Annotated in this window: 20 protein-coding genes; 11 read left to right on the forward strand and 9 right to left on the reverse strand. The window is 69.9% G+C overall.

Translation table 11 applies throughout. The features are described from left to right. Positions 1 to 5: 5 nt before the first annotated feature. Together ACIQF0_RS06305 and ACIQF0_RS06310 are read left to right on the forward strand one after the other, a co-directional pair. Entirely contained in the window at positions 6 to 1,286 is a 1,281-nt protein-coding gene (locus ACIQF0_RS06305) for an alpha-glucosidase/alpha-galactosidase (protein WP_401025119.1), read from the forward strand. 73 nt (positions 1,287 to 1,359) lie between these two features. Continuing rightward, on the forward strand, positions 1,360 to 2,118 hold the full coding sequence (locus ACIQF0_RS06310; RefSeq protein WP_401025122.1) for a DeoR/GlpR family DNA-binding transcription regulator: 759 nt from the start codon (positions 1,360 to 1,362) through the stop codon (positions 2,116 to 2,118). Here ACIQF0_RS06310 and ACIQF0_RS06315 read toward each other — a convergent pair. Beyond that, positions 2,115 to 2,957, reverse strand: coding sequence for a helix-turn-helix transcriptional regulator (locus tag ACIQF0_RS06315; RefSeq protein ID WP_401025124.1), 843 nt, complete (start codon positions 2,955 to 2,957; stop codon positions 2,115 to 2,117). The genes ACIQF0_RS06310 and ACIQF0_RS06315 overlap by 4 nt on opposite strands. Before the next feature lie 85 nt (positions 2,958 to 3,042). Between ACIQF0_RS06315 and ACIQF0_RS06320 the strand changes: the two genes are divergently transcribed. Beyond that, positions 3,043 to 3,807: an SDR family NAD(P)-dependent oxidoreductase gene (locus tag ACIQF0_RS06320; RefSeq protein WP_401025127.1), complete on the forward strand. Its 765-nt coding sequence runs from the start codon at positions 3,043 to 3,045 to the stop codon at positions 3,805 to 3,807. A 56-nt stretch (positions 3,808 to 3,863) separates the two neighbouring features. On the opposite strand, the gene ACIQF0_RS06325 is transcribed toward ACIQF0_RS06320, so the two are convergent. Next, positions 3,864 to 4,340 carry a hypothetical protein gene (locus ACIQF0_RS06325; RefSeq protein ID WP_401025130.1) on the reverse strand — a complete coding sequence of 159 codons (477 nt, stop codon included), beginning with the start codon at positions 4,338 to 4,340 and terminating at the stop codon, positions 3,864 to 3,866. A gap of 226 nt (positions 4,341 to 4,566) precedes the next feature. On the opposite strand from ACIQF0_RS06325, the gene ACIQF0_RS06330 reads away from it, so the two are divergent. Together ACIQF0_RS06330 and ACIQF0_RS06335 are read left to right on the forward strand one after the other, a co-directional pair. Then, the gene (locus ACIQF0_RS06330) at positions 4,567 to 5,892 is read left to right on the forward strand and encodes an FAD-dependent oxidoreductase (protein ID WP_401025132.1); all 1,326 of its coding nucleotides are present in this window, start codon (positions 4,567 to 4,569) and stop codon (positions 5,890 to 5,892) included. Further along, positions 5,882 to 7,069 (forward strand): MFS transporter, encoded by a 1,188-nt coding sequence (locus tag ACIQF0_RS06335; protein ID WP_401025135.1) that lies wholly within the window; start codon positions 5,882 to 5,884, stop codon positions 7,067 to 7,069. Before ACIQF0_RS06330 ends, ACIQF0_RS06335 begins: the two co-directional genes overlap by 11 nt. On the opposite strand, the gene ACIQF0_RS06340 is transcribed toward ACIQF0_RS06335, so the two are convergent. Next, on the reverse strand, positions 7,066 to 7,467 hold the full coding sequence (locus ACIQF0_RS06340) for a low molecular weight phosphatase family protein (RefSeq protein WP_401025138.1): 402 nt from the start codon (positions 7,465 to 7,467) through the stop codon (positions 7,066 to 7,068). The genes ACIQF0_RS06335 and ACIQF0_RS06340 overlap by 4 nt on opposite strands. A gap of 59 nt (positions 7,468 to 7,526) precedes the next feature. Here ACIQF0_RS06340 and ACIQF0_RS06345 point away from each other — a divergent pair, with 59 nt between their 5' ends. Continuing rightward, complete coding sequence (locus ACIQF0_RS06345; RefSeq protein ID WP_401025141.1) at positions 7,527 to 7,856, forward strand: ArsR/SmtB family transcription factor; 330 nt, start codon at positions 7,527 to 7,529, stop codon at positions 7,854 to 7,856. Positions 7,857 to 7,875: 19 nt separating this feature from the next. Then, positions 7,876 to 8,949 (forward strand): ACR3 family arsenite efflux transporter, encoded by a 1,074-nt coding sequence (arsB, locus tag ACIQF0_RS06350; RefSeq protein WP_401025144.1) that lies wholly within the window; start codon positions 7,876 to 7,878, stop codon positions 8,947 to 8,949. On the opposite strand, the gene ACIQF0_RS06355 is transcribed toward arsB, so the two are convergent. Further along, positions 8,903 to 9,268 carry an ArsR/SmtB family transcription factor gene (locus ACIQF0_RS06355; RefSeq protein WP_401025147.1) on the reverse strand — a complete coding sequence of 122 codons (366 nt, stop codon included), beginning with the start codon at positions 9,266 to 9,268 and terminating at the stop codon, positions 8,903 to 8,905. The genes arsB and ACIQF0_RS06355 overlap by 47 nt on opposite strands. A gap of 144 nt (positions 9,269 to 9,412) precedes the next feature. Beyond that, on the reverse strand, positions 9,413 to 9,856 hold the full coding sequence (locus ACIQF0_RS06360; protein ID WP_401025150.1) for an SRPBCC family protein: 444 nt from the start codon (positions 9,854 to 9,856) through the stop codon (positions 9,413 to 9,415). Positions 9,857 to 10,174: 318 nt separating this feature from the next. Here ACIQF0_RS06360 and ACIQF0_RS06365 point away from each other — a divergent pair, with 318 nt between their 5' ends. The 4 genes from ACIQF0_RS06365 to ACIQF0_RS06380 all read left to right on the forward strand — a co-directional run bounded on the left by ACIQF0_RS06365 (position 10,175) and on the right by ACIQF0_RS06380 (position 13,387). Continuing rightward, a complete protein-coding gene (locus tag ACIQF0_RS06365) occupies positions 10,175 to 10,483 on the forward strand; it encodes an AbfB domain-containing protein (RefSeq protein ID WP_401025152.1) in 309 nt (102 codons plus the stop codon). 26 nt (positions 10,484 to 10,509) lie between these two features. Next, positions 10,510 to 11,676, forward strand: coding sequence for an AbfB domain-containing protein (locus ACIQF0_RS06370; RefSeq protein ID WP_401025155.1), 1,167 nt, complete (start codon positions 10,510 to 10,512; stop codon positions 11,674 to 11,676). 122 nt (positions 11,677 to 11,798) lie between these two features. Next, positions 11,799 to 12,368, forward strand: a complete 570-nt coding sequence (locus ACIQF0_RS06375) for a TetR/AcrR family transcriptional regulator (RefSeq protein WP_401025157.1) — start codon at positions 11,799 to 11,801, stop codon at positions 12,366 to 12,368. Further along, a complete protein-coding gene (locus ACIQF0_RS06380; RefSeq protein ID WP_401025160.1) occupies positions 12,368 to 13,387 on the forward strand; it encodes an NADPH:quinone reductase in 1,020 nt (339 codons plus the stop codon). Before ACIQF0_RS06375 ends, ACIQF0_RS06380 begins: the two co-directional genes overlap by 1 nt. 13 nt (positions 13,388 to 13,400) lie before the next feature. Here the strand turns inward: ACIQF0_RS06380 and ACIQF0_RS06385 are convergent, their stop codons facing one another. The 4 genes from ACIQF0_RS06385 to ACIQF0_RS06400 all read right to left on the reverse strand — a co-directional run bounded on the left by ACIQF0_RS06385 (position 13,401) and on the right by ACIQF0_RS06400 (position 20,255). After that, the gene (locus ACIQF0_RS06385; protein WP_401025162.1) at positions 13,401 to 14,987 is read right to left on the reverse strand and encodes a glycoside hydrolase family 76 protein; all 1,587 of its coding nucleotides are present in this window, start codon (positions 14,985 to 14,987) and stop codon (positions 13,401 to 13,403) included. 137 nt (positions 14,988 to 15,124) lie between these two features. Next, on the reverse strand, positions 15,125 to 18,115 hold the full coding sequence (locus ACIQF0_RS06390; RefSeq protein WP_401025165.1) for a substrate-binding domain-containing protein: 2,991 nt from the start codon (positions 18,113 to 18,115) through the stop codon (positions 15,125 to 15,127). Between the two features lie 101 nt (positions 18,116 to 18,216). Continuing rightward, positions 18,217 to 18,999 (reverse strand): thioesterase II family protein, encoded by a 783-nt coding sequence (locus ACIQF0_RS06395; protein WP_401025167.1) that lies wholly within the window; start codon positions 18,997 to 18,999, stop codon positions 18,217 to 18,219. Further along, a complete protein-coding gene (locus ACIQF0_RS06400) occupies positions 18,996 to 20,255 on the reverse strand; it encodes a cation:proton antiporter (RefSeq protein WP_401025170.1) in 1,260 nt (419 codons plus the stop codon). The genes ACIQF0_RS06395 and ACIQF0_RS06400 overlap by 4 nt, the downstream gene beginning before the upstream one ends. Positions 20,256 to 20,260: the final 5 nt, after the last annotated feature.

The following is a 20,260-nucleotide window of genomic DNA, read 5'->3' on the forward strand; positions in this document are numbered from 1 at the left end:
GATCAATGTTCACCATCGCGTTCGTGGGCGCGGGTTCCGTCGAGTTCACCCGCCAGCTCCTCCGCGACGTCCTGTCGTTCCCCGAGCTCGCCGGCTGCTCGATCTCGTTGCACGACATCGATCCGGAACGGCTGGAGGTCGCGGCGGCACTGGCGCGGCTGGCCGGCGCGACGCACATCCGCACCTCGCTCTCGCGCCGAGAAGCGTTGGAGGGCGCGGACGTCGTCGTCAACATGGTCGCGATCGGCGGCCACGCGGCGACGTTGCGGGACTTCGACGTGCCGGAGTCGTTCGGTCTGCGGCAGACCATCGGGGACACGCTCGGCATCGGCGGGATCTTCCGCGGGCTGCGCACCTTCCCGTTCCTGGAGGAGCTCGCCGCCGACATGCTCGCGGTGTGCCCGGACGCGTGGTTGCTGAACTACACCAACCCGATGGCGATGAACATCCAGTACCTCGCGACCATCGCCCCGCGCCTGAAGGCGGTCGGCCTGTGCCACTCGGTGCACTGGACGATCCACGACCTCAGCGCGCTGGTCGGCGTTCCGCACGAGGAGGTCGACTTCCTGTCCGCGGGCGTGAACCACCAGGCGTGGATCCTGCGGTGGCAGCACGAGGGCCGCGACCTCTACCCGGCGCTCGACGCCGCCATCGCGGCCGACCCGGAGCTGGCCCGCCGGGTGCGCGTCGACCTGTACCGCAGGCTCGGCTACTACCCGACCGAGACCAGCGAGCACTCCTCCGAGTACGTGCCGTGGTACCTGCGGCACCAGTCCGAAGTGGAGCGACTGCGCGTCCCGGTCCGCGAATACGCGACGATCAGCGCCGAGAACGTTGCCACGTACGAGAAGACGCGGAACGCACTGGCCGCGGGGGAGGCGTTGCCGCCGCTGGCCGACGACGCCGTCGAGTACGCGCCGCAGGTGATCCACAGCCTCGTCACCGGACGCCAGCGCACGATCCAGGTGAACGTCGCGAACCACGGCCTGATCTCGAACCTTCCTGAAGGTGCCGCCGTGGAGGTGCCCGCCACCCTCGACCGGCTCGGCGTGCACCCGCACCGCGTCGGCGACCTGCCCCGTCAGCTGGCCGCGGTGAACCGGAGTTTCCTCAACGTGGTCGACCTGACCGTCGCAGCGGCCGTGGAAGGCAATCCGGACCACGTCCGGCACGCCGCGCTGTGCGACCCGGCGACCGCCGCGGCCCTCACCGTCGACCAGATCGACGACCTCGTCGCGGCGATGACGGCCGCGCACGCGGACCTGTTGCCGGCTGCGTTGCGATAACGAGCAGGCAAAGTGCGTGGTTAGTGCGTAATAAGCGCTAAATCGAGCATGATTCATGCGCTATAGTGATCGAATGCGTCAAGAGCAGCGTCTTGCTGCGATTCTGGGCAAGCTCGCGGACGCGGGCTCGGTGAGCGTGACCGGGCTCGCGGAGGACCTGGACACGTCGGTCGCCTCGATCCGCCGCGACCTCCAGTCGTTGGAAGAGCAGAAGCTGCTCAAACGCACCCACGGCGGTGCGGTCGCGGTCGAGGTCATCTACGAGCTGCCGCTGCGCTACCGGGTGGGCCGCCGCGAGGAGAAGCGCCAGATCGCCGAGGCGGCCGCGCGGTTCGTGACCGAGTCCGTCCACTCCGTCGGCCTCAACGGCGGCACGACGACGACCGAACTCGCGCGCCTGCTCGCGGTCTCCAGGCCGTTGAAGGTCGTGACGAACGCGCTCAACATCGCCTCGGACCTGTGTCCGCGCCCGTTGATCGACCTGGTGGTCACCGGCGGCGGCGTGCGCCCGGAGAGCTACGAGCTGGTGGGCCCGCTCGCCGACCGAGCCCTCGCCGGCATCAGCCTCGACCTCGTCTTCCTCGGCGTCGACGGCATCGACGCCCGCACCGGCATCGCGACCCACGACGAGGTCGAGGCGCAGACCGACAACTGCCTGTTGCGCACCGCCGACACGGTGGTGGTGCTCGCGGACGGGTCGAAGGTCGGCAAGCGCGCGTTCTCCCGCATCGCCGCCATCTCCGACGTGCACGTGCTGATCACCGATTCCTCCGCACCCCCGGATGAGTTGGACCGGTTGCGCGCGGTGGGCGTCGACGTCATCGTCGCCTAGGAGCTCGAACCCGTGAAGTTCTGTGCTCCCAACACGTTCAGCAACGCCAACGCCTCGGCGTCGCGAGAGCCGGGTGGCGCGCTGTAGAGCACCAGGTGCTGATCGGTGTCGGTGAGCGCGAGCGAGTCGCAGTCGACGGTGATCTCCCCGACGAGCGGGTGCCGGAACGTCTTCGTGAGCACCGTTTCGCCCTGCACGTCGTGCCGCTCCCACAGCCGGGCGAACTCCGGGCTGCCCTCGCGCAGTTCGTCCACCAGCCCGGACACCACGGGGTCGGTCGGATACCGCGCGAGGGTCGTCCGGAGCTGCATGACGACGTGATGCCGGAACTCGGCGGCGTCCGAGACCCCGTACAGCCCCTGCGGCCCGAGGAACGCGCGGCGCGCGAGGTTGCGGTCCTTCGGGGCGAGTGTGCGGAAGTCCTCCATCAACGCGGCCATCAGGTCGTTGCACGCGAGCACCTCGAACGCCGCCGAGATGACGAACCCGGCCGTCTGCGGAAGCCGTTCCAGCAACGCGAGGATGCTGGGCCGCACGTCCCGCCGATGCCGTCCGGTACGACTCGGCGCCGTGCCGGCGAGCACGTGGAGGTGGTCGGACTCGGCGTCCGTGAGCCGCAGCGCGCTCGCCAGCCCGGCGAGCACCTCGGCCGACGGACGCGGCGCCCGGCCCTGTTCGAGACGCTGGTAGTACTCGGTCGAGATGTGCGCGAGGACAGCCACTTCCTCGCGGCGCAGACCGGACGTCCGGCGGCGCGGCCCCGCGGGCAGACCGACGTCCGCCGGCCTGAGGCGCTCGCGCCGGCTCCGCAGGAACGCACCGAGCTGCTGCTTGTCCATACTCCGAGTATCCGCGCCAGGTGGCCGCTCAGCCTGGTACAGCCTGTGCCTGTCTCAGGTTCCCAGCGGAGCCGACGCTGGAGTCATGAACAACAACGGACTTCTCACCGGCAAGGTCGTGCTCGTCACCGGCGCCAGCCGAGGCATCGGCGAGGCCGCTGCCAGGCTCTTCGCCCAGGAAGGCGCGTCCGTGGTGCTCGCCGCGCGCGGCACCGACGCCCTCACCCGCGTCGTCACCGAGATCCGCGCCAAGGGCGGCACCGCCGACGCGATCACGATGGACCTCGCCGACCGCGCCTCCATCCGTTCCGCCGTCGACCAGGTCGAGCAGCTGCACGGACGACTCGACGGCGCGTTCAACAACGGCGCGGTCGTCCAGCAGCCCGGCCCGCTCGACACGACCAGCGACGACGAGATCGACGAGCAGTTCGCGGTGAACTTCCGCGGCCACTGGACCGCCATGACCGCCGAAGCGGCGCTGATGCGGCGGCACGGCGGAGGCGCGATCGTGAACACCTCCAGCATCGGCAGCCGCCGCGCGAACCCGGTGCTCCCCGCCTACGGCGCCATGAAGCGCGCGCTCAACAGCCTCACCGAGAGCGCGGCCGTGACGTGGGGCAAGGAGGGCATCCGGGTCAACGGCATCACGCCCGGCGGCACCGCGACGGCGATGATCGAGCAGTGGGAGGCGGCCACCCCCGGCGTCACCGCGCACATCACCGCGACGAGCCCCGTCGGTCGCATGGCCGAACCGCACGAGGTCGCCGAGGTGGCGGCCTGGCTGCTGAGCGACCGGGCGTCCATGGTCAACGGCGCGATCGTGCCCGTCGACGGTGGTGCGGGCGCCTGACACGAAATCGGGCGGCACCGGAAGGACCGGTACCGCCCGTTCGCCCTACAGGTTCATCAGGTGCTGGTGTCGATCAGGAACGCCTGCCCGGCGTGCACCTCGGCGTGGCCGCCGGCTTCGGCGTACACGTCGATGGTGTCCTCCGTGTAGATGCTGAAGCCCCTGGTCTCGACCGTCAGCTCCGGCCACGCCTGCTGGTCCGCGATCGCCGCGTCCTGCGTGCAGCGGATGCCTTCGGCGCCAACACCTTCGTTGACGTCCCAGCAGTCCCAGCCATCGCCCGCGTAGCCGGTGACGTCGAGCCGGTCGGTCGGGAGCGAGATGAACAGGTCCAGGCCCTGCTCGCCGTGGCCCGCGACGTTCTTGATGTCGACGTCGAACTTCTGCCGATCGACCGGGTGGCCCCTGGTGTACCAGAAGCCACCCTCCGGTCCGGTCCAGCCGGACACCTTCGTGAGCGTGATGGTGGCGAAGTCGGACTCCGCCGAAGCTGCCGGAGCAGCCAGCAGTGACAGTGCCAAGGCAGCCGTCATCCCCAGTGCGTACTTCAACATGACCCCCAGGTCTTTGATCTAGTACGTGACGACTGTATGCCGCGATCCGTCGCTGGCGATAGGCCAGAAGCAGGAATGCCGGACGCCGAACGCCCCTCCGGTCGACGAACCGAAGTATCGACGCAGATCGATGATTGCGTGAATCGACGTCGGTCTATACAGTCCGCCGTGTTGATTCGAAATCTGTCGATACAAGGGGTGCGTCGTGAGTGAGTTGCCAGTCGTCGTGGTGGGTGCCGGACCCGCGGGTTTGTCCGCGGCGGCGCACCTGGTCGAGCGGGGCGAGCAGGTGCTCGTTCTGGAGGCGGGTGACCGTGCGGGTGCGGCCGTGTCGCAGTGGAACTACGTGCGACTGTTCTCGCAGTGGAGCGAACTCGTCGACCCGGCGGCCGAGCGCCTGCTGAGCCCGGCCGGGTGGGTGCGCCCGGACGGGGACGCGTACCCGACCGGCGGGGAGTGGGCGGAGCGGTATCTGCGGCCGCTGGCCGAGGTGCTGGGTGACCGGGTGCGGTTCGGTGCGCGTGTGGTGGGTGTGGCGCGGCGGGGGCGGGACCGCGTCGTGGACGCCGGGCGCGAAGCCGAGCCGCTGACCGTGCACGTGCGGACCGCGGACGGGGAAGTGCGGATCACGGCACGCGCGGTGATCGACGCTTCCGGCACGTGGGGCACGCCGAACCCGTTGGGCGGAGACGGACTTCCCGCGGTGGGGGAGCAGGCGGCCGCCGAGAAGATCACCTACCGCGTGCCGGACCTCGTGGCGGAGCGCGCTCGTTACGCGGGCAAGCGGATCGCGGTCGCCGGTAGCGGGCACTCCGCGCTCACCGCGCTGGTGGTGCTGACGGAGCTCGCCGAGCAGGAGCCCGGCACGAAGATCGTGTGGCTGTTGCGGCGCGGCGCGGTCGGCAACGCGTTCGGCGGCGGTGAGGCCGACCAGCTCCCGGCCCGCGGCGCGCTGGGACTGCGTGCGAGGAAGGCGGCCGAGGCCGGGTACGTCGAGACCGCGACCGGGTTCCGCACGGCGGCGGTCGAACGTGCGGCGGACGGCAGCCTCACGCTGGAGTCGTTCGACGGCCACCGGGTCGAGGGCGTCGACGAAGTCGTTGTGCTGACCGGGTTCCGGCCCGACCTGTCGTGGCTGTCGGAAGTGCGGCTCGACCTGGACCCGGTGCTGCAGGCACCTTCCAGGCTGGCGCCGTTGATCGATCCGAACGTCCACTCGTGCGGCACCGTCTATCCACATGGTGAAAACGAGCTGCGGCACCCCGAGCCGGGTGTTTACCTGGTGGGCATGAAGAGCTACGGCCGTGCACCGACGTTCCTGTCGCTGACGGGCTACGAGCAGGCGCGGTCCGTCGTGGCCGCGATCGCCGGCGACCACGAGGCGGCCGGGCGGGTCGAGCTGGTGCTGCCCGAGACCGGGGTCTGCGGTGGCGCAGGGGTGTTCGACGCTCCCGCGGAGAACGGCGGCGGCTGTTGCAGCGCGCCGGAGACCGTCGACGTGACGATCGGCCTCACGCCCAGTGCCCGCTGACACGACGGCGCGGCCCGGCATCGACGCCGGGCTGCGCCGCGTGCTGATCGTGTTGTGCACCACCGAGATCATCAGCTGGGGCGTGCTCTACTACGCGTTCCCGGTGCTGCTGCCGACCATCAGCGCCGGCACGGGATGGTCCCTGGCGGCGATCACGGCCGGGTTCTCCGCGAGCCAGATCGTCGCGGGCCTGGTGGGAATCCCGGTGGGCAGACTGCTCGACCGGCACGGCCCGCGCGCCATCATGACCACCGGCTCGGTCGTCGCCGTGCTCGCCCTCGTGGCGCTGGCGACCGCCAAGACGCTGGCGTGGTTCACCGCCGCGTGGCTGCTCGCGGGCGTCGCCATGGCCGGGATCTTCTACGCACCCGCGTTCGCCGCGCTGACCCGCTGGTACGGGCCACGCCGGGTGTCCGCGCTGACCGCCGTCACGCTCGTGGCCGGGCTGGCCAGCACCGTGTTCGCGCCGTTGACCGCCGTGCTGAACGAGCACGTGAACTGGCGCGGTACCTACCTCGTCCTGGCCGGATTCCTCGCTGTCACGACGATTCCGCTGCACCTGTGGGGTTTGCGGTTGCCGTGGCCGGCGGTCGAGCACGAGACCGCCCACGCTCCGTCGGCGGTGGCGCGCAGCAGGCCGTTCCTGGTGCTCGTGGTCGCGATGAGCCTGGCCGCGTTCAGCGTGTACGCCGTCGTGATCAACCTCGTCCCGCTGCTGACCGAACGCGGCATGACCACCTCGGCCGCCGCGATCGCCCTCGGGCTCGGCGGGGTCGGCCAGGTGCTCGGCCGGCTCGGCTACGCCAGACTGGCCGCTCGAACCTCGGTGCGCACCCGCACCCTGCTGATCCTCCTGGCGAGCGCGGTGGTGACCGCTCTGCTCGGCGTGGTGCCCGGTCCGGCTCTGCTGCTGATCGCGGGCTCCGTGCTTGCCGGTGTCACACGCGGGATCTTCACGCTCGTGCAGGCGACCGCGATCACCGACCGGTGGGGACCGGTCCACTATGGACAGCTCAACGGCCTGCTCACCGCACCGGTCATGCTCACCGCCGCCATCGCGCCGTGGGCGGGCAGCGCGTTGGCGGCGTGGCTGGGCGGCTACCCGGCGGTGTTCGTGGTGCTGGGCGCGATCGGCGTGCTCGCGGCCGTGCTGTCGACCGCCAGCGTGCCGCGCTAGTCGAGCAGTTCGGCTAGAAGACCTCGGACGCGGCGGTCGATGTCGTCGCGGATCGGCCGCACGGCGTCGATGCCCTGTCCTGCGGGGTCTTCGAGCTGCCAGTCCAGGTAGCGCTTGCCGGGGAAGACCGGGCAGGTGTCGCCGCAGCCCATCGTGATCACCACGTCGGACGCCTCGACGTCCTCGGTCGTGAGCTTCGAGGGCACCTCGGCGGTGATGTCGAGTCCCCACTCCGCCAAAGCCGCGGCGGCTGCTGGGTTGACCTCGTCGGCGGGCTCGGAACCGGCTGAGCGGACGGAGATGCGGCCCATGCCGTGGTGCTGCAGCAGTGCCGCGGCCATCTGGGAGCGGCCCGCGTTGTGCACGCAGACGAACAGCACCTCGGGAGTCTTGGACACAGCGCAGATCACATCTCGTGAATCGACTTTTGTCAATCCAGGCCGCTATGGTCCTCATCATGACGAGCCAGGACCAGACGCTGCTCGACTCGACGACCGCCGCCCGCCTGTTCAAGGCGCTCGGCGACCCCGTCCGGGTCGAGCTGGTCGGCCTGGTGCGCCGGACCGAAGGGCAGGAGGCGTGCTTCTGCGACCTGGCCGACCAGTTCGACATGCCGCAGTCCTCGCTGAGCCACCACCTCAAGATCCTCGTGCAGGCAGGCGTGCTCAGCCGCGAACGCCGCGGCACCTGGAGCTGGTACCGCATCGACAACGTCGCCATCGACACCCTCGCCGCGGTGCTGGCGCCGGGCGGACCGCTGCGCGACGCCAGCGCGTGCTGCGACTGACCGCACCCAGGAGAACCTGTTGAGCACCAAGGAAACAACGGCACCGGACGTGCTGCACCGACTGTCCTTCCTGGACAGGTTCCTGCCGGTGTGGATCGGCGTCGCCATGGCCGCCGGCCTGCTGCTCGGCCGGTTCGTCCCCGGCCTGCAGGGCGTGCTGGACGCGGTGAAGATCGGCGAGGTGTCGCTGCCGATCGCCCTCGGCCTGCTGCTGATGATGTACCCGGTGCTCGCGAAGGTGCGCTACGACAGGCTCGGCACCGTCACCCGCGACAAGCGCACGATGGTGCTGTCCTTGGTGCTGAACTGGGTGCTCGGCCCGGCGTTGATGTTCGCGCTGGCCTGGATCTTCCTGGCGGACCTGCCCGAGTACCGCACCGGCCTGATCATCGTCGGCCTCGCCCGGTGCATCGCGATGGTCATCATCTGGAACGATCTCGCGTGCGGCGACCGCGAGGCCGCCGCGGTGCTGGTGGCGTTGAACTCGGTGTTCCAGGTCGTGATGTTCGGCGTGCTCGGCTGGTTCTACCTCGACCTGCTGCCCGGACTGCTCGGCCTCGACACCGCCGCGGTCGGCTTCTCCGCGTGGGAGATCGCCAAGTCCGTGCTGATCTTCCTCGGCATCCCGCTGCTGGCCGGCTACCTGAGCCGGAAGCTGGGGGAGCGGTCGCGTGGCCGGGCCTGGTACGAGTCGAAGTTCCTGCCGCGCATCGGCCCGATCGCGTTGTACGGCCTGCTGTTCACGATCGTCGTCCTGTTCGCACTGCAGGGCGAGACCATCACCGGCCGGCCGCTCGACGTCGCGCGAATCGCACTGCCGCTGCTCGTCTACTTCGCCATCATGTGGGCCGGTTCCTACGCGCTGGGAAAGGCGTCCGGCCTGTCCTACGAACGAACGACGACCCTCGCGTTCACCGCGGCGGGCAACAACTTCGAGCTCGCCATCGCCGTCGCGATCGGTGTGTTCGGCGTGACCTCCGGCCAAGCGCTGGCCGGCGTGGTGGGGCCGCTGATCGAGGTGCCCGTGCTGGTCGCGCTCGTCTACGTCAGCCTCTGGCTCCGGCGCCGATGGGTGTCTCGCGCTCCACTCTGACGCTGGTCAGCAGCGCGGCCATCCGGTCGGTCGTCTCCGGCCGCACGCGGTAGTACACCCAGGTCCCCCGGCGTTCGGAGTCGACCAGGCCCGCCTGCCGCAACAGCTTGAGGTGGTGGGAGATCGTCGGCTGCGACAGCTCGAACGCCGGCGTCAGGTCGCAGACGCAGATCTCGTCCCGCGAGGCGATCAGCGACAGCAGCCGCAGGCGGACCGGATCGCCCAGCGCCTTGAACGTCGCCGCCAGGTCCGCCGCCTGCTCCTCCGCCAGTGGTTGTGCCGACAGCGGCGCACAGCAGCCCGACTCTTGCTTCGACATACTTCAATATTGACGACACTTCCGGTTTCGTGCAACGCCGGATGCCCGTGGGATCAACGACCCCGCTGGTCAGCTGAAGTGTTGTCGTGGTGGACGCCTCGCCAGTCGTGAGGCGTCCACCACCACCTGGGTGCGCGGGGCAAGTCAGGCGGCAGCGCCGAAGAGGCCGGCCAGTCGTTCCAGGGATCGCTCCATCGCAACCTTGTTGCGGCGCGGAAAGCGAGAGAGGTCGAGCAGCAGCGGCATCCGCGCGGTCGACCAGTCGAAGGTCTCGGTCACCTCCGTGATCCCGCCGTCCAACGGCGTGAGCTGCCAGCGCCAGCGGTGCCCGTTGAAGTGGCGCCACGCGATCAGCCGGTTCTCCTCGAACTCGACCACCGTGTTCTCGATCCGGTAGGCCAGGCCGAGCTTCATGTCCATGCCGAACGACGAGCCCAGCGCGAGCCGCGCGGGAGCGTCCGACCGTGGTGCGCGCACGGATCCTGACCCGTCGATCAACGGGTGTTTCGACGGATCGGCCAGCAGGTCGAAGATTCGTTCGGCTGACACAGGCACAGTCGCACTGACGGAGATGCTTCGCTTCGGCACGCCTCCAGCCAAACACCCGCGACCGTCGCATGCACAACGACCAGCAATCCATCCCGGCGCCGCTTCGCCGGGGCCGTGGCACGCGCGCGCCCGCTGGATCCGCACGTCTGCACTCAACACGGAGAGGAGAACTCCAACAGGATCCGACAAGAGTTTCGGTGGAGTTTTCCCTGTCCCAGTTGGTCTTTGGTGGTTTTCATAGGGTTGAACTGGGTTACGATCCCGTTAACGCACTACACCCTGCATGTGCGTTGTTGTTGAAGTATCCGCGCGAATCTGAGTTGTGTCAGCCCTCCAGTCCCTGCCTGAAGGAGTTCGATGCGCCCCCTCGCCGCCTGGGCGGCGGCCGCGCTGGTCAACCAGTACGCCACGCCGCCGTGGGGGCAGCCGCTGCCCGGACGCGTGCTCGAGCCGTACCCGATCGGCCTGGCCGACGCACGCTGCTACTCGTTCGAATCGCCGAACGACGGCTCGGCGTTGTTCCGCGACGACGCCACGTTCTGCGCCAGGCCAGGCCTGAACGGCACGGGCGTGACGCTGGAGTCGATCAACCTGCCGGGCTTCGACCGGCCGCGGACGCTCACCGCCGACAGCACTTGGACCATCGTCGCACCCTGGGCGCCGTAGGTCTCTCACAGAATCGGGAGCTCGACATGTGGCGACGACGCACAGCGATCCTCACGACGACTCTTCTGTGCGCTCTGGGCGTGCTCGGGGGAGTGGCGACCGCCGCGGAGAGCAACGGCGGCACGCGAATACTGCCGCTCGGCGACTCGATCACCGACGGCTTCAACGTGCCCGGCGGCTACCGGATCAACCTGTGGCGCGCGCTGGCCGGCGCGGGCCACCTGACCGACTTCGTGGGCAACCAGGTCAACGGGCCCGCGGACCTGCCGGACCACGACCACGAAGGCCATTCCGGCTGGCGGATCGACCAGATCGACGCGATCGTCGCCGGCGTGCTGCGGGACACCGGTCCACGCACGGTCCTGGTGCACCTGGGCACCAACGACATCGTGCAGAACTACGACCTGCCGAACGCCCCGGCACGGCTGAGTGCCCTGATCGACCACATCCGTGCGGCGGCACCGAACGCCGACGTGTTCGTCTCTTCCGTGGTCCCGTTGTCGGATCCCGTGCTGGAGGCCAGGGCCGGCGCGTACAACGCCACCCTCCCGGACATCGTGCGGGGCAAGGGATCGCGGGTCCACTTCGTCGACATGCACGCCGCTCTGTCCACTGCGGACCTGGCCGACGGAGTGCACCCGAACCGCGTGGGCTACGACAAGATGGCGGCGCGGTGGGCGTCCGCGCTTGCCGCAGTGCCCGGTTCGGCCGGAAACGACGGCGCTCCTGTCACCGTGCCCACCGGCCCGCGTTCGTTGCGCGTCACCACTCCCGGCTTCACCGACCGGTACGCGCGGCATCAGAACGCGTTGGGGTACACCGAACACGTCGACTCCGGCAGTTCCGCGCTGCTCAAGTCCGACGCGACCTGGCGGATCGTGCCGGGCCTCGCCGGAGGGTGCTACAGCCTGGAGTCGCGCAACTTCCCCGGCTACTACCTCCGCCATCAGAACAGCCGCGTGAAGATCAGCACTGACGACGGCACCGCGCTGACGCGGGCCGACGCCACGTGGTGCGCCCGTTCCGCGCCGACCGGCGTGCGGTTCAGCGCGTGGAACTTCCCGGGGTCGTACCTGAGGCACATCAACAGCGAACTGTGGCTCGCGACCCCTGGCGGCTCCGGTCCCCAGGACGCGGCCGCGAACCTAGTCCCCGACCTCGGCTGGTCGGTCGACGCACCCTGGGTGCCGTGATCAGAGCCCAGTGGTCCAGCGCTGGTTCGGCGCCCCGTTGCCCGCAACATCCTCGACAAACAGAATCCCGGTTCTGCTAGCGTGGTCACAAACAGAACCACGACTCTTTTTGGAGAGGTGCGGTGCCCCGACTCACTGAAGCGCGCAGGGAGCTCCGACGTGCCCAGATCACCGAGGCGGCGGTGCGCTGCTTCGGGCGCAGCGGTCTGGAGCGGACGTCGATCGCCGACATCACGGCGGAGTCGGGGCTCTCGACCGGGTCGATCTACGCGCACTACCGCAACAAGGCGGAGCTGATCCAGGCCACCGCCCGCGCCACCCTCGTCGAACGCGCCGAGGCGCTCGCCGGGTACGCCGACGACGACCACCCGCCAGGCCCCGACGAACTGCTCGCCCGCATGACCGCCGTCATCGATCCGGTCGGGGCCAGGTTCGGTGTGCAGATCTGGGGCGAGGCGACGACCGACCCCGTCATCGGCGGCATCGTCGTGGACATGATCGACCGGTTGCGCGCGATGGTGCGCGGCTGCGTGACGGCGTGGCTGGTCAAGGTCGAGGGACGTGATCCGGCCGAGGCGGGGGAGCAGTCCGGTCCGATCGCGCACCGGGTGATGGCGCTCTACCTCGCCGAACTGCTTCAGGCCGCGTTGCTGCCCACCGTCGAGTCCCGCTCCAGCGAAGGAGCCATCTGATGAGAGCCGTCATCTACCGCGACACCGGCGGTCCCGAGGTTCTCGAACTCGTCGACCGCGACCTGCCCTCACCCGGCCCTGGTGAGGTTCGCGTCCGGGTTGCCGTGTCGGGCGTGAACCCGGCCGACGCGCAGGCCCGTTCCGGCAACGCCCACCCCAAGAGCTTCCCCGAGATCACCCCGCACAACGACGGCGCGGGCACGATCGACGCCGTCGGTGACGGTGTCGATCCGGGCCGGGTCGGCCGGCGGGTGTGGCTGTTCATGGCCGCGGCGGGAAGACCGGCGGGCACCGCGGCGGAGTTCACGGTCGTACCCGCGGACCGGGCCGTACCGCTGCCCGACGACGTCGGGTTCGAGGCCGGCGCCGCGATCGGCATTCCCGCTCTCACCGCGCACCGCGCGCTCACCGTCGCCGAGGGCGGACCCGACCGCCTGCGGCCCGGTGCGCTCGACGGCAAGGTCGTGCTCGCCGCGGGCGGCGCCGGAGCGGTCGGGCACGCCGTGATCCAACTGGCCCGCTGGGCGGGTGCCACCGTGATCAGCACGGTCAGCGGGCAGGAAAAAGCCCGGCTGGCCACCGCCGCCGGCGCCCACCACGTCGTGAACTACCGCGAAGGCGACCCGGCCGCCGCGATCCGCGAGATCGCCCCGGACGGCGTCGACATCGTCGCCGAGGTCGCCCTCGGCGCGAACCTCGAACTCGACCTCGCGGTCCTGCGCTTCCGCGGCACGATCTCCACCTACGCCAACGACGGCGGCCGGCCGGTCGAGCTCGACGTGCGGCGGAACATGGTGATGAACACCCGCTTCCAGTTCCTCGTCCTCTACACCGCGGGACCGCAGGTCCTGGCCGCGGCCGTCGAGGACGTCACCGCCGCCCTCGCCGACGGCGCCCTGCCCGTCGGCGAGGAACACGGCCTGCCGCTGCTGCGCTTCCCGCTCGACCACACCGCCGACGCCCACCGGGCCGTGGAGAACGGCGCCGTCGGCAAGGTCCTGATCGACGTCGCGCGCTGAACCGCGTCGTCGATCAACCGGCGGCGTTCATGAGGTCCACCGCGCTGTGTTGCCGGGCAGCGTCACTGCGCTGGAACGGGCCTGCCCACGGCTGGTCGTACGAGTCGGCGCTGGAGCGATCCCGCGCGTGGGCGGTGTCGGCCTGGCGGCGCAGGTAGCTCGTGTACGGGTGGTCTGCCAACGCTCTGTTCAGAACGGACAGGCCTCGCACGTAGATTCCCTTGAAGGACGGGACGTCCCCGCCACCGCCGTCGTCGAACAGGGTGCCGCCGGGGTTGAGGAAGCTGCTGCTGGTCGAGGCGTCGGCGAGGGTGCGCGCCTTGGCGAGCAGGCTCGCGTCGCCGGTGGCCCGGTACAGCTCCGTCAGCGCGGCGAGCGGAACGCCCTGGTTGTAGCTCCACGGCGTCAGGTTGTTGTTGGCGCAGGTGGCCGTGGTCAGACCGTCGTTGACCAGGTTGGCGCTGTTGATCATCTTGCTGTTCACGAACCAGGTCCAGCCGGCCCTGGCGCGCTGCAGGTACACGGTGTCACCGGGGATCCTGTTGTGCAGCGCGGCATTGAGCTGCACGTACAACGAGTTGGCGATCGCGTTCTTGTAGTTCTTGCTCGAGCTCCACCACACGCCGCCGCCACACACCGAGTCCCAGTAACGGAAGATGTGGTCCGCGCCGACCCGGGCGGTGTTCAGGTATCTGCTGTCGCCGGTGAGGTCGTAGGCGGCCAGCCACGCCAGGCCCCACCAGGCGACGTCGTCGTTGTAGTCGTTGATGAAGTTGCCCTGCCACGCCAGGCGGTTGAGGTCGTAGGTGCGGGCGATGGCGTAGCGGTAGCTGGGCATCCCGGTCAGGCGGATGTTGTCGATGATCGCGGTGAGCGCGTTGGCGGAGTTCCACCAGCCGGTCGTGTCGAACAGGCCGTTGCCGAGGTTGTACCGCTCCATCAGTGCCGTCGCCGCGGCCGTACGACGTTCGCCGGCGTTCCACGTCGTGCGATACCAACTGGTGCACGCGATCGTGGACGACCCGGCCGGCCGTCCGCAGGCTCGCAGCAGGCCGACGCCGAAGTTCGCCCAGTCGTCGACGTTGAACATCATGGTGCGCCACTCGCCGAATCCCGGCGGGGCCGCCGTGTTGCCCAGCCTCGATCCGGAACCCCAGCTGACACCGGCGTCGAAGGACCGGTCCAGCCACACCTCGTCACCCTGCCCGGCAGCCGAGATCACCGCCCAGCCCATCGCGTCGGCGTCGTCGAAGTGCAGGGAGACCCGGCGTCCGCCGACGGTGACGGTCTGGGCGAGCCGGTCCGCGGGCGCGAGGGCGGGATCGCGGGCGTCGCAGTACCTGTTGCAGATGACGGCCGAGGCGACCGGCGCGGCGTTCCCCGTCGACGGCGGGCCACCGGTCGGCGGCGGCGTCTTGGTGTCAGGCCGGTAGGCGGAGCGCCGTGCACTGGGAGGCAGCGAGGGATCACGGTTGTCGCAGTAGTTGTCGCAGTAGACAGAGGGTTGATTCACTTGCGGCGCAACGGCCACCGACTCCGCCGGTGCGGCCACGACGAGTGCGGACATCATCAGGGACGTGAGAAGGACAGCTCTCAGCACGAGACCTCCCGGTGCAGGGTGGGCGGCCAGACGGTTCTATGAGAGCGCTCTCAATTTTCAGGCTAGGGGCGGCCAATTCCGTCGTCAACGCATCCGACCGGTCAGGTGTTTGTCAGGCTGTGGCCCAGCGATGCGAATCAGACCGCTTGGTCGAGCAGCCTGCGGACGACGTCCAGCAGCTCGGTCTCCGCGTACGGCTTGGCGAGCAGAACCGCCGTGTCGTCCAGTTCTTCGGCGGTCGTGCAGCCGGACACGTACAGCACGGGCAGATCAGGCTGGATCCGCCGCACCGTGGCCACGAGCTCGGGGCCGCCCATCTTCGGCATCACGACATCGGTCACGACGAGGTCGATGTCGTCGTGGGTGTCGACGAGTGTCAGCGCCTGCAGGCCGTTGCACGCCTCGATCACCGCGTACCCGGACCGTTCCAGCGAGTGGCGTGCCACGGCGCGCACCTGGCTGTCGTCCTCCACCAGCAGGATGGTCTCCGAGCCCCGGTGAGGTGACGTCCGGGGCGTGGCGCGGGGGAGAGGTGCGGCGGGCGTCTGCGCGCGGGGCAGGTACACGGCGACCGTCGTGCCCGCGCCGGGCGAGCTCGTCAGGTCGATCTGGCCGCCGCTCTGCTGCACGATGCCGAACACCGTGGCCAGGCCGAGGCCGGTGCCCTTGCCCACGGGCTTCGTGGTGAAGTACGGCTCGAAGATCTGCGTTTGGACCGACTCGTCCATACCGGTGCCGGTGTCGCTCACCCGGAGCGCCACGTAGTCGCCAGGGTGCACGCCGACGATGCGGCCGGGGTGGCCGGCCTCGAGGACCACGTCGTCCGTGCCGATGCCGAGCACACCGCCGCCGGGCATCGCGTCACGGGCGTTCGCGGCCAGGTTGAACAGGATCTGCTCGACCTGGCCGGCGTCCGCCCAGACCGGCGACACGTGCGCGGGCAGGTCCAGTGCCAGCTCCACGTCGTCACCGATCAGGGTCGCCAGCATGGCCCGCACCTTGGTGATCGCCGCGTTGAGGTCCACCCGTTCGGGGTTCAGCACCTGCTGGCGGGTGAACGCGAGCAGCTGGCGGGTCAGGTTCGCCGCGCGCTCACCGGAGTGCCGGATGTCCTCGATCTCCGGGCGCCGTGGGTCGTCCGGAGAACAGCGGCGCAGGAACGCCTCGCTGTTGCCGTTGATGACGGTCAGGATGTTGTTGAAGTCGTGTGCGATGCCACCGGTGAGGCGGCCGATCGCCTCCATCTTCTGCGCGTGCCGCAGCTGTGCCTCCAGTCGCTCGCGCTCGGCGATCTCGTCGACCAGTGCTGCGGTGCGTTCCTGCACCCGGTCCTCCAGCTCGGCGTGGGCCAGCTCGAGCGAGTGCCGCGCCTGCTCGGCCTCGGTGAGGGCCTGCCGTTCCCGCTCGAGCATCCTGATGCCGCGCAACGCACTGCTGAGCTGCTGCTGGATCGCCTCGTAGACCCAGCCCGGCATCGCGCCCACCTCGAACAGCGCGAACCCCAGCTGCTCCTCGAGCCCGAAGAGCGCGGCGGCCACGAAGTTGCCCGGCGCCGGCCGGTCCATCCGGTGGGGCGTGAGCTCGGTGGACCGGAACGTCAACGCCGTGCGCTCCGGCCGGAGTTCGCCGTTCTCGTACGACATGAGCGGGCGCGCCCACTCACGGGTCGACTCGAACGTCATCACGTGGCAGCCGGGGATGCCCATCCTGGGCAGCTCGGCCACCAGCGCGTCGCTGAGCTCGGCGACGTCCCGCGAGACGATCAGCCGCTGGCCGGCCTCGCGCACGGTCTGGTCCTGCCGTTCGTGCAGCAGGTACTCGAACGTCCTCTCCCGCTCGACCACGTCGGACACCATCAGCTGCACCCGCAGCCACAGGTCCTCGGTCGCGCCCTCGTCGGCGCCGCGCGCGAGAGCGAACCGGCGCAGGTAGAACAACGGCGCCCACCACGACTGCGCCGCGCATCCGGCGCGGGCGCTGTCGCGCAGGTACTCCGCGAACACACCGAGGAAGTCCTCTGGTCGTCCGGTGTCGAGGAACAGACGGGTCAGGTGTTCGGCCCAACCGTCCGGCAGCACGGCCGACTTCGGCCCAAGCCCCCGGCGCAGGTTCGCCGCGACCGCCTCGGCGGTGTCGTGCTCCGGAACGGCGAGCTCACCGTGCGCCGGCACCGAGATTCCGTCGCCAGAAGGGATGCAGCCGCACGAGCGGCGGACGACGAGCTCGGTGGGAACGATCTCCAGCACGGGCACGGGTTCACCGCGGACCAACGCATGCGCGAGTTCGGCGGCGCGGCGCCCCATCTCGTAGAACGGAGCACGCACCGTCGTGAGCGCGGGCGTTCCCGCGTCGATGTTGACCCGGCGGTGCACGCTGCCGGAGGCCGGCCGCGCGGGCGCCTGGTAACCGAGATCGTTCGAGCGGATGCACGTGTGGTTGTCGTACCCGACGACCGCCACGTCCTCCGGCGTGCGCAGGCCCGCCTCCTGCGCCGCGGTCACGACGCCGAGCGCGAACTCGTCGTTGGCCGCCGCGAAGGCGTCCGGCGGTTCCGCGTCCTCGGCCAGGATCGCGGCGACCGCGTCCGCCGCGGCGGCGGGATCCCAGGAGGGGGCGGGCGTGGTCACGAGCCTCGGCTCGATCGGCAGGCCGTGGCGGGTGAGCGCGTCCACGTAACCCTGGTAGCGGTCCTGCGCGCCGACATGGGCCAGCGGACCGCGCACGAAGCCGATCCGCCGATGGCCGTGCACCTCGATCAGGTGGCTGACCGCCTGGTCCATGCCGGCACGGTTGTCCATCAGCACCGTCGGCCAGTCCGCCAGGTGCGCCTCGACGCTGACGATCGGGATGGGCGCGTAGCGGACGGCGAACTCGCGCATCGCGGCCTCGCCGATCTGCTGGCTGATCCGCGTCGTCCAGATGACGAGCGCGTCGATCCGGCCGGGTGCGATGAGGTCGTAGACCGCGTTGGCCTGTCGTTTGTGGCGGTCCGGGTGCGCCAGCTCGGTGCCGGCGAAGCACACGAGGTCGCAGCCACCGGCGGCCGCGCCGTCGCTGACGCCCTGCCACTGCTCACCGGCGAGCTCGATGAGCGGGCCTGCCGTGATCATGCCGATGGTGGGTCGCACCGTCGCGCCGTTTCCCACGAAACCTCACACCTGGCTCGTCGTGTGGTCGAACCGGCGTCAGATGATACGCGCGGTGTGGAATACCTGACACCCCGTTACGATCAATTCGGCCATTCCCCGCTGAGGCCGGCGGGCTTCGTCGTCGACGGAGTCGCGGTCTCCGGCACCTCGTCCTCGACCAGGCGGGCGATGTGCGGCCAGTGGTCCACCAGGTAGAAGTGACCGCCCGGCAGCACGTGCAGCTCTGTCGTCCCGGTGGTGTGCAGCTGCCACGCACGTGCCTCGTCGAGCGTCACCATCGGGTCGTCGTCGCCCAGGAGCACGGAGGTGGGCGCGGTGACGCCGGGGCCGTCGGCGTAGCGGTGCGTTTCGGCGGCCCGGTAGTCCGCGCGCACCGCGGGGAGGACCATGCGGAGGATCTTCTTGTTGTGCAGCAACGCGGAGTTCGTTCCGTTCAGCTCCTGCATCGCGGCGATCAAGCCGTCGTCGTCTCGCTGGTGGACCCGTTCGTCGCGCCAGCACGACGGCGCGCGTCTGCCGGACACGAAGAGGTGTGCCGTGGGCACACGTCGTGCCAGTTCGAACGCGAGCATCGCCCCCATGCTGTGTCCGAAGAGGACGATCCGGCGGTCTGCCAGTGGTGCCAGCGCTTCGGCGATCAGGTCCGCCAGCGTGACGAGGTCGTCGACGCACGGCTCGTGCCCGCGGTCCTGCCGGCCGGGGTACTGCACGGCGAGCACGTCGGCCACCGGGGACAGCTCCTCGGCGAACGGCAGGTAGAAGCTCGCCGAACCCCCGGCGTGGGGCAGGCACACGACCTGGGTCTCGTGGTCCTGGCGCGGCCGGAAGCTCCGCAGCCAGGCGTCGTGGTCGAACCGGGTCATCGCGCGGCACCGGCGCCGCGGAGATCACCGGCCGGCGAGGTGACCTGGCCGGCCGCCATGCGCCGCTTCAGGACGGTGATCAGCGGTGCCGCCATGAAGGTGGTGACCAGGGCCATCAGGACCATGATCGTGAACAGGGCCGGGGAGACCACGCCCAGCTGCACGCCGACGGTCAGGATCACCACCTCGGTCAGCCCGCGTGTGTTCATCAGAACGCCGATCAGCAGCGACTCCGTCCACCGGTCGCCGGTCAGACGCGCGGCGACCGTGGCCCCGCCCAGCTTGCCGGCGGTGGCGACCACGACGACCAGCAGCGCGGTCAGCCAGAGCGCGGCGGTGGTGAGCTGGTCGATCCGGGTGGACAGCCCCACGAGGCCGAAGAACATCGGCAGCAGCAGCACGGAGATGATGCTCTCCAGCTTCGCCTCCACGTCGCGTTGCCAGTCGGGGTCACGCGGCATCACGGCGCCGGCCAGGAAGCCTCCGAAGATCGCGTGGATGCCGATCTGGTCGGTCGTCCAGGCGCTCAGGATCGCCACGGCGATCATCACCCAGATCGACGGGTGGCCGAGTTTGCGCAACAGGGGGCGGACGACGGCGAGCATCACGACGACGTAGACGATCGACAGGAGGAGCGTCCGCAGCACGTCCTCGGAACCGGCCGACTTGGCCACGGCGACCACGACCGCCAGCATGATCCACGCGTAGATGTCGTTGATCGCCGCGCACACCAGGCTGACCACGCCCACCCTGGTGGACAGCAGATCGGATTCCCGCAGCAGCCGGGAGAGCACCGGGAACGCGGTGATCGCCATGGCCGCCGCGAAGAACAGGACGAACGCCAGCTCGTCGGTCCGCTGCCCGAACCGGGGGTACAGCCACACGGCCAGGGGCACCGCGAGGGCGATCGGGACGAGCAGCGACGCGTGACTGATCACCGTGACCTTGCGTCCCTGCCCGCGCAACGACTTCACGTCGATCTCCAGGCCGACCAGGAACATGAACATCACCAGGCCGGTCTGGGCCAAGACGTTCAGTCCCGTGATCACCTGAGGCGGGAACAGGTGGGCCATCAGCCCGGGCCACACCAGGCCCAGCACACTGGGGCCCAGCAGGATCCCGGCGACGATCTCCCCGAGCACCCTCGGCTGGCCGATCTTGCTCACCAGCCAGCCGACGATCCGCACGGTGACCATGAGCACGGCCATGGCGAGCAGGATGCGACCGCTGACCGTTGCGGCGTCCAGGTTTCCCACGTGTC

Origin of the sequence: Lentzea sp. NPDC092896 (assembly GCF_044754905.1) — a bacterium.
GTDB lineage: Bacteria > Actinomycetota > Actinomycetes > Mycobacteriales > Pseudonocardiaceae > Lentzea.

Bases quoted from the DNA above. Each gene is read 5' to 3' on its own strand.
- ACIQF0_RS06380 (WP_401025160.1), top strand. From the start codon at position 12,368: ATGAGAGCCGTCATCTACCGCGACACCGGCGGTCCCGAGGTTCTCGAA.
- ACIQF0_RS06365 (WP_401025152.1), top strand. From the start codon at position 10,175: ATGCGCCCCCTCGCCGCCTGGGCGGCGGCCGCGCTGGTCAACCAGTAC.
- ACIQF0_RS06310 (WP_401025122.1), top strand. From the start codon at position 1,360: ATGCGTCAAGAGCAGCGTCTTGCTGCGATTCTGGGCAAGCTCGCGGAC.
- ACIQF0_RS06370 (WP_401025155.1), top strand. From the start codon at position 10,510: ATGTGGCGACGACGCACAGCGATCCTCACGACGACTCTTCTGTGCGCT.
- ACIQF0_RS06345 (WP_401025141.1), top strand. From the start codon at position 7,527: ATGACGAGCCAGGACCAGACGCTGCTCGACTCGACGACCGCCGCCCGC.
- ACIQF0_RS06325 (WP_401025130.1), bottom strand. From the start codon at position 4,340: ATGACGGCTGCCTTGGCACTGTCACTGCTGGCTGCTCCGGCAGCTTCG.
- ACIQF0_RS06305 (WP_401025119.1), top strand. From the start codon at position 6: ATGTTCACCATCGCGTTCGTGGGCGCGGGTTCCGTCGAGTTCACCCGC.
- ACIQF0_RS06320 (WP_401025127.1), top strand. From the start codon at position 3,043: ATGAACAACAACGGACTTCTCACCGGCAAGGTCGTGCTCGTCACCGGC.
- ACIQF0_RS06355 (WP_401025147.1), bottom strand. From the start codon at position 9,268: ATGTCGAAGCAAGAGTCGGGCTGCTGTGCGCCGCTGTCGGCACAACCA.
- ACIQF0_RS06395 (WP_401025167.1), bottom strand. From the start codon at position 18,999: ATGACCCGGTTCGACCACGACGCCTGGCTGCGGAGCTTCCGGCCGCGC.
- ACIQF0_RS06315 (WP_401025124.1), bottom strand. From the start codon at position 2,957: ATGGACAAGCAGCAGCTCGGTGCGTTCCTGCGGAGCCGGCGCGAGCGC.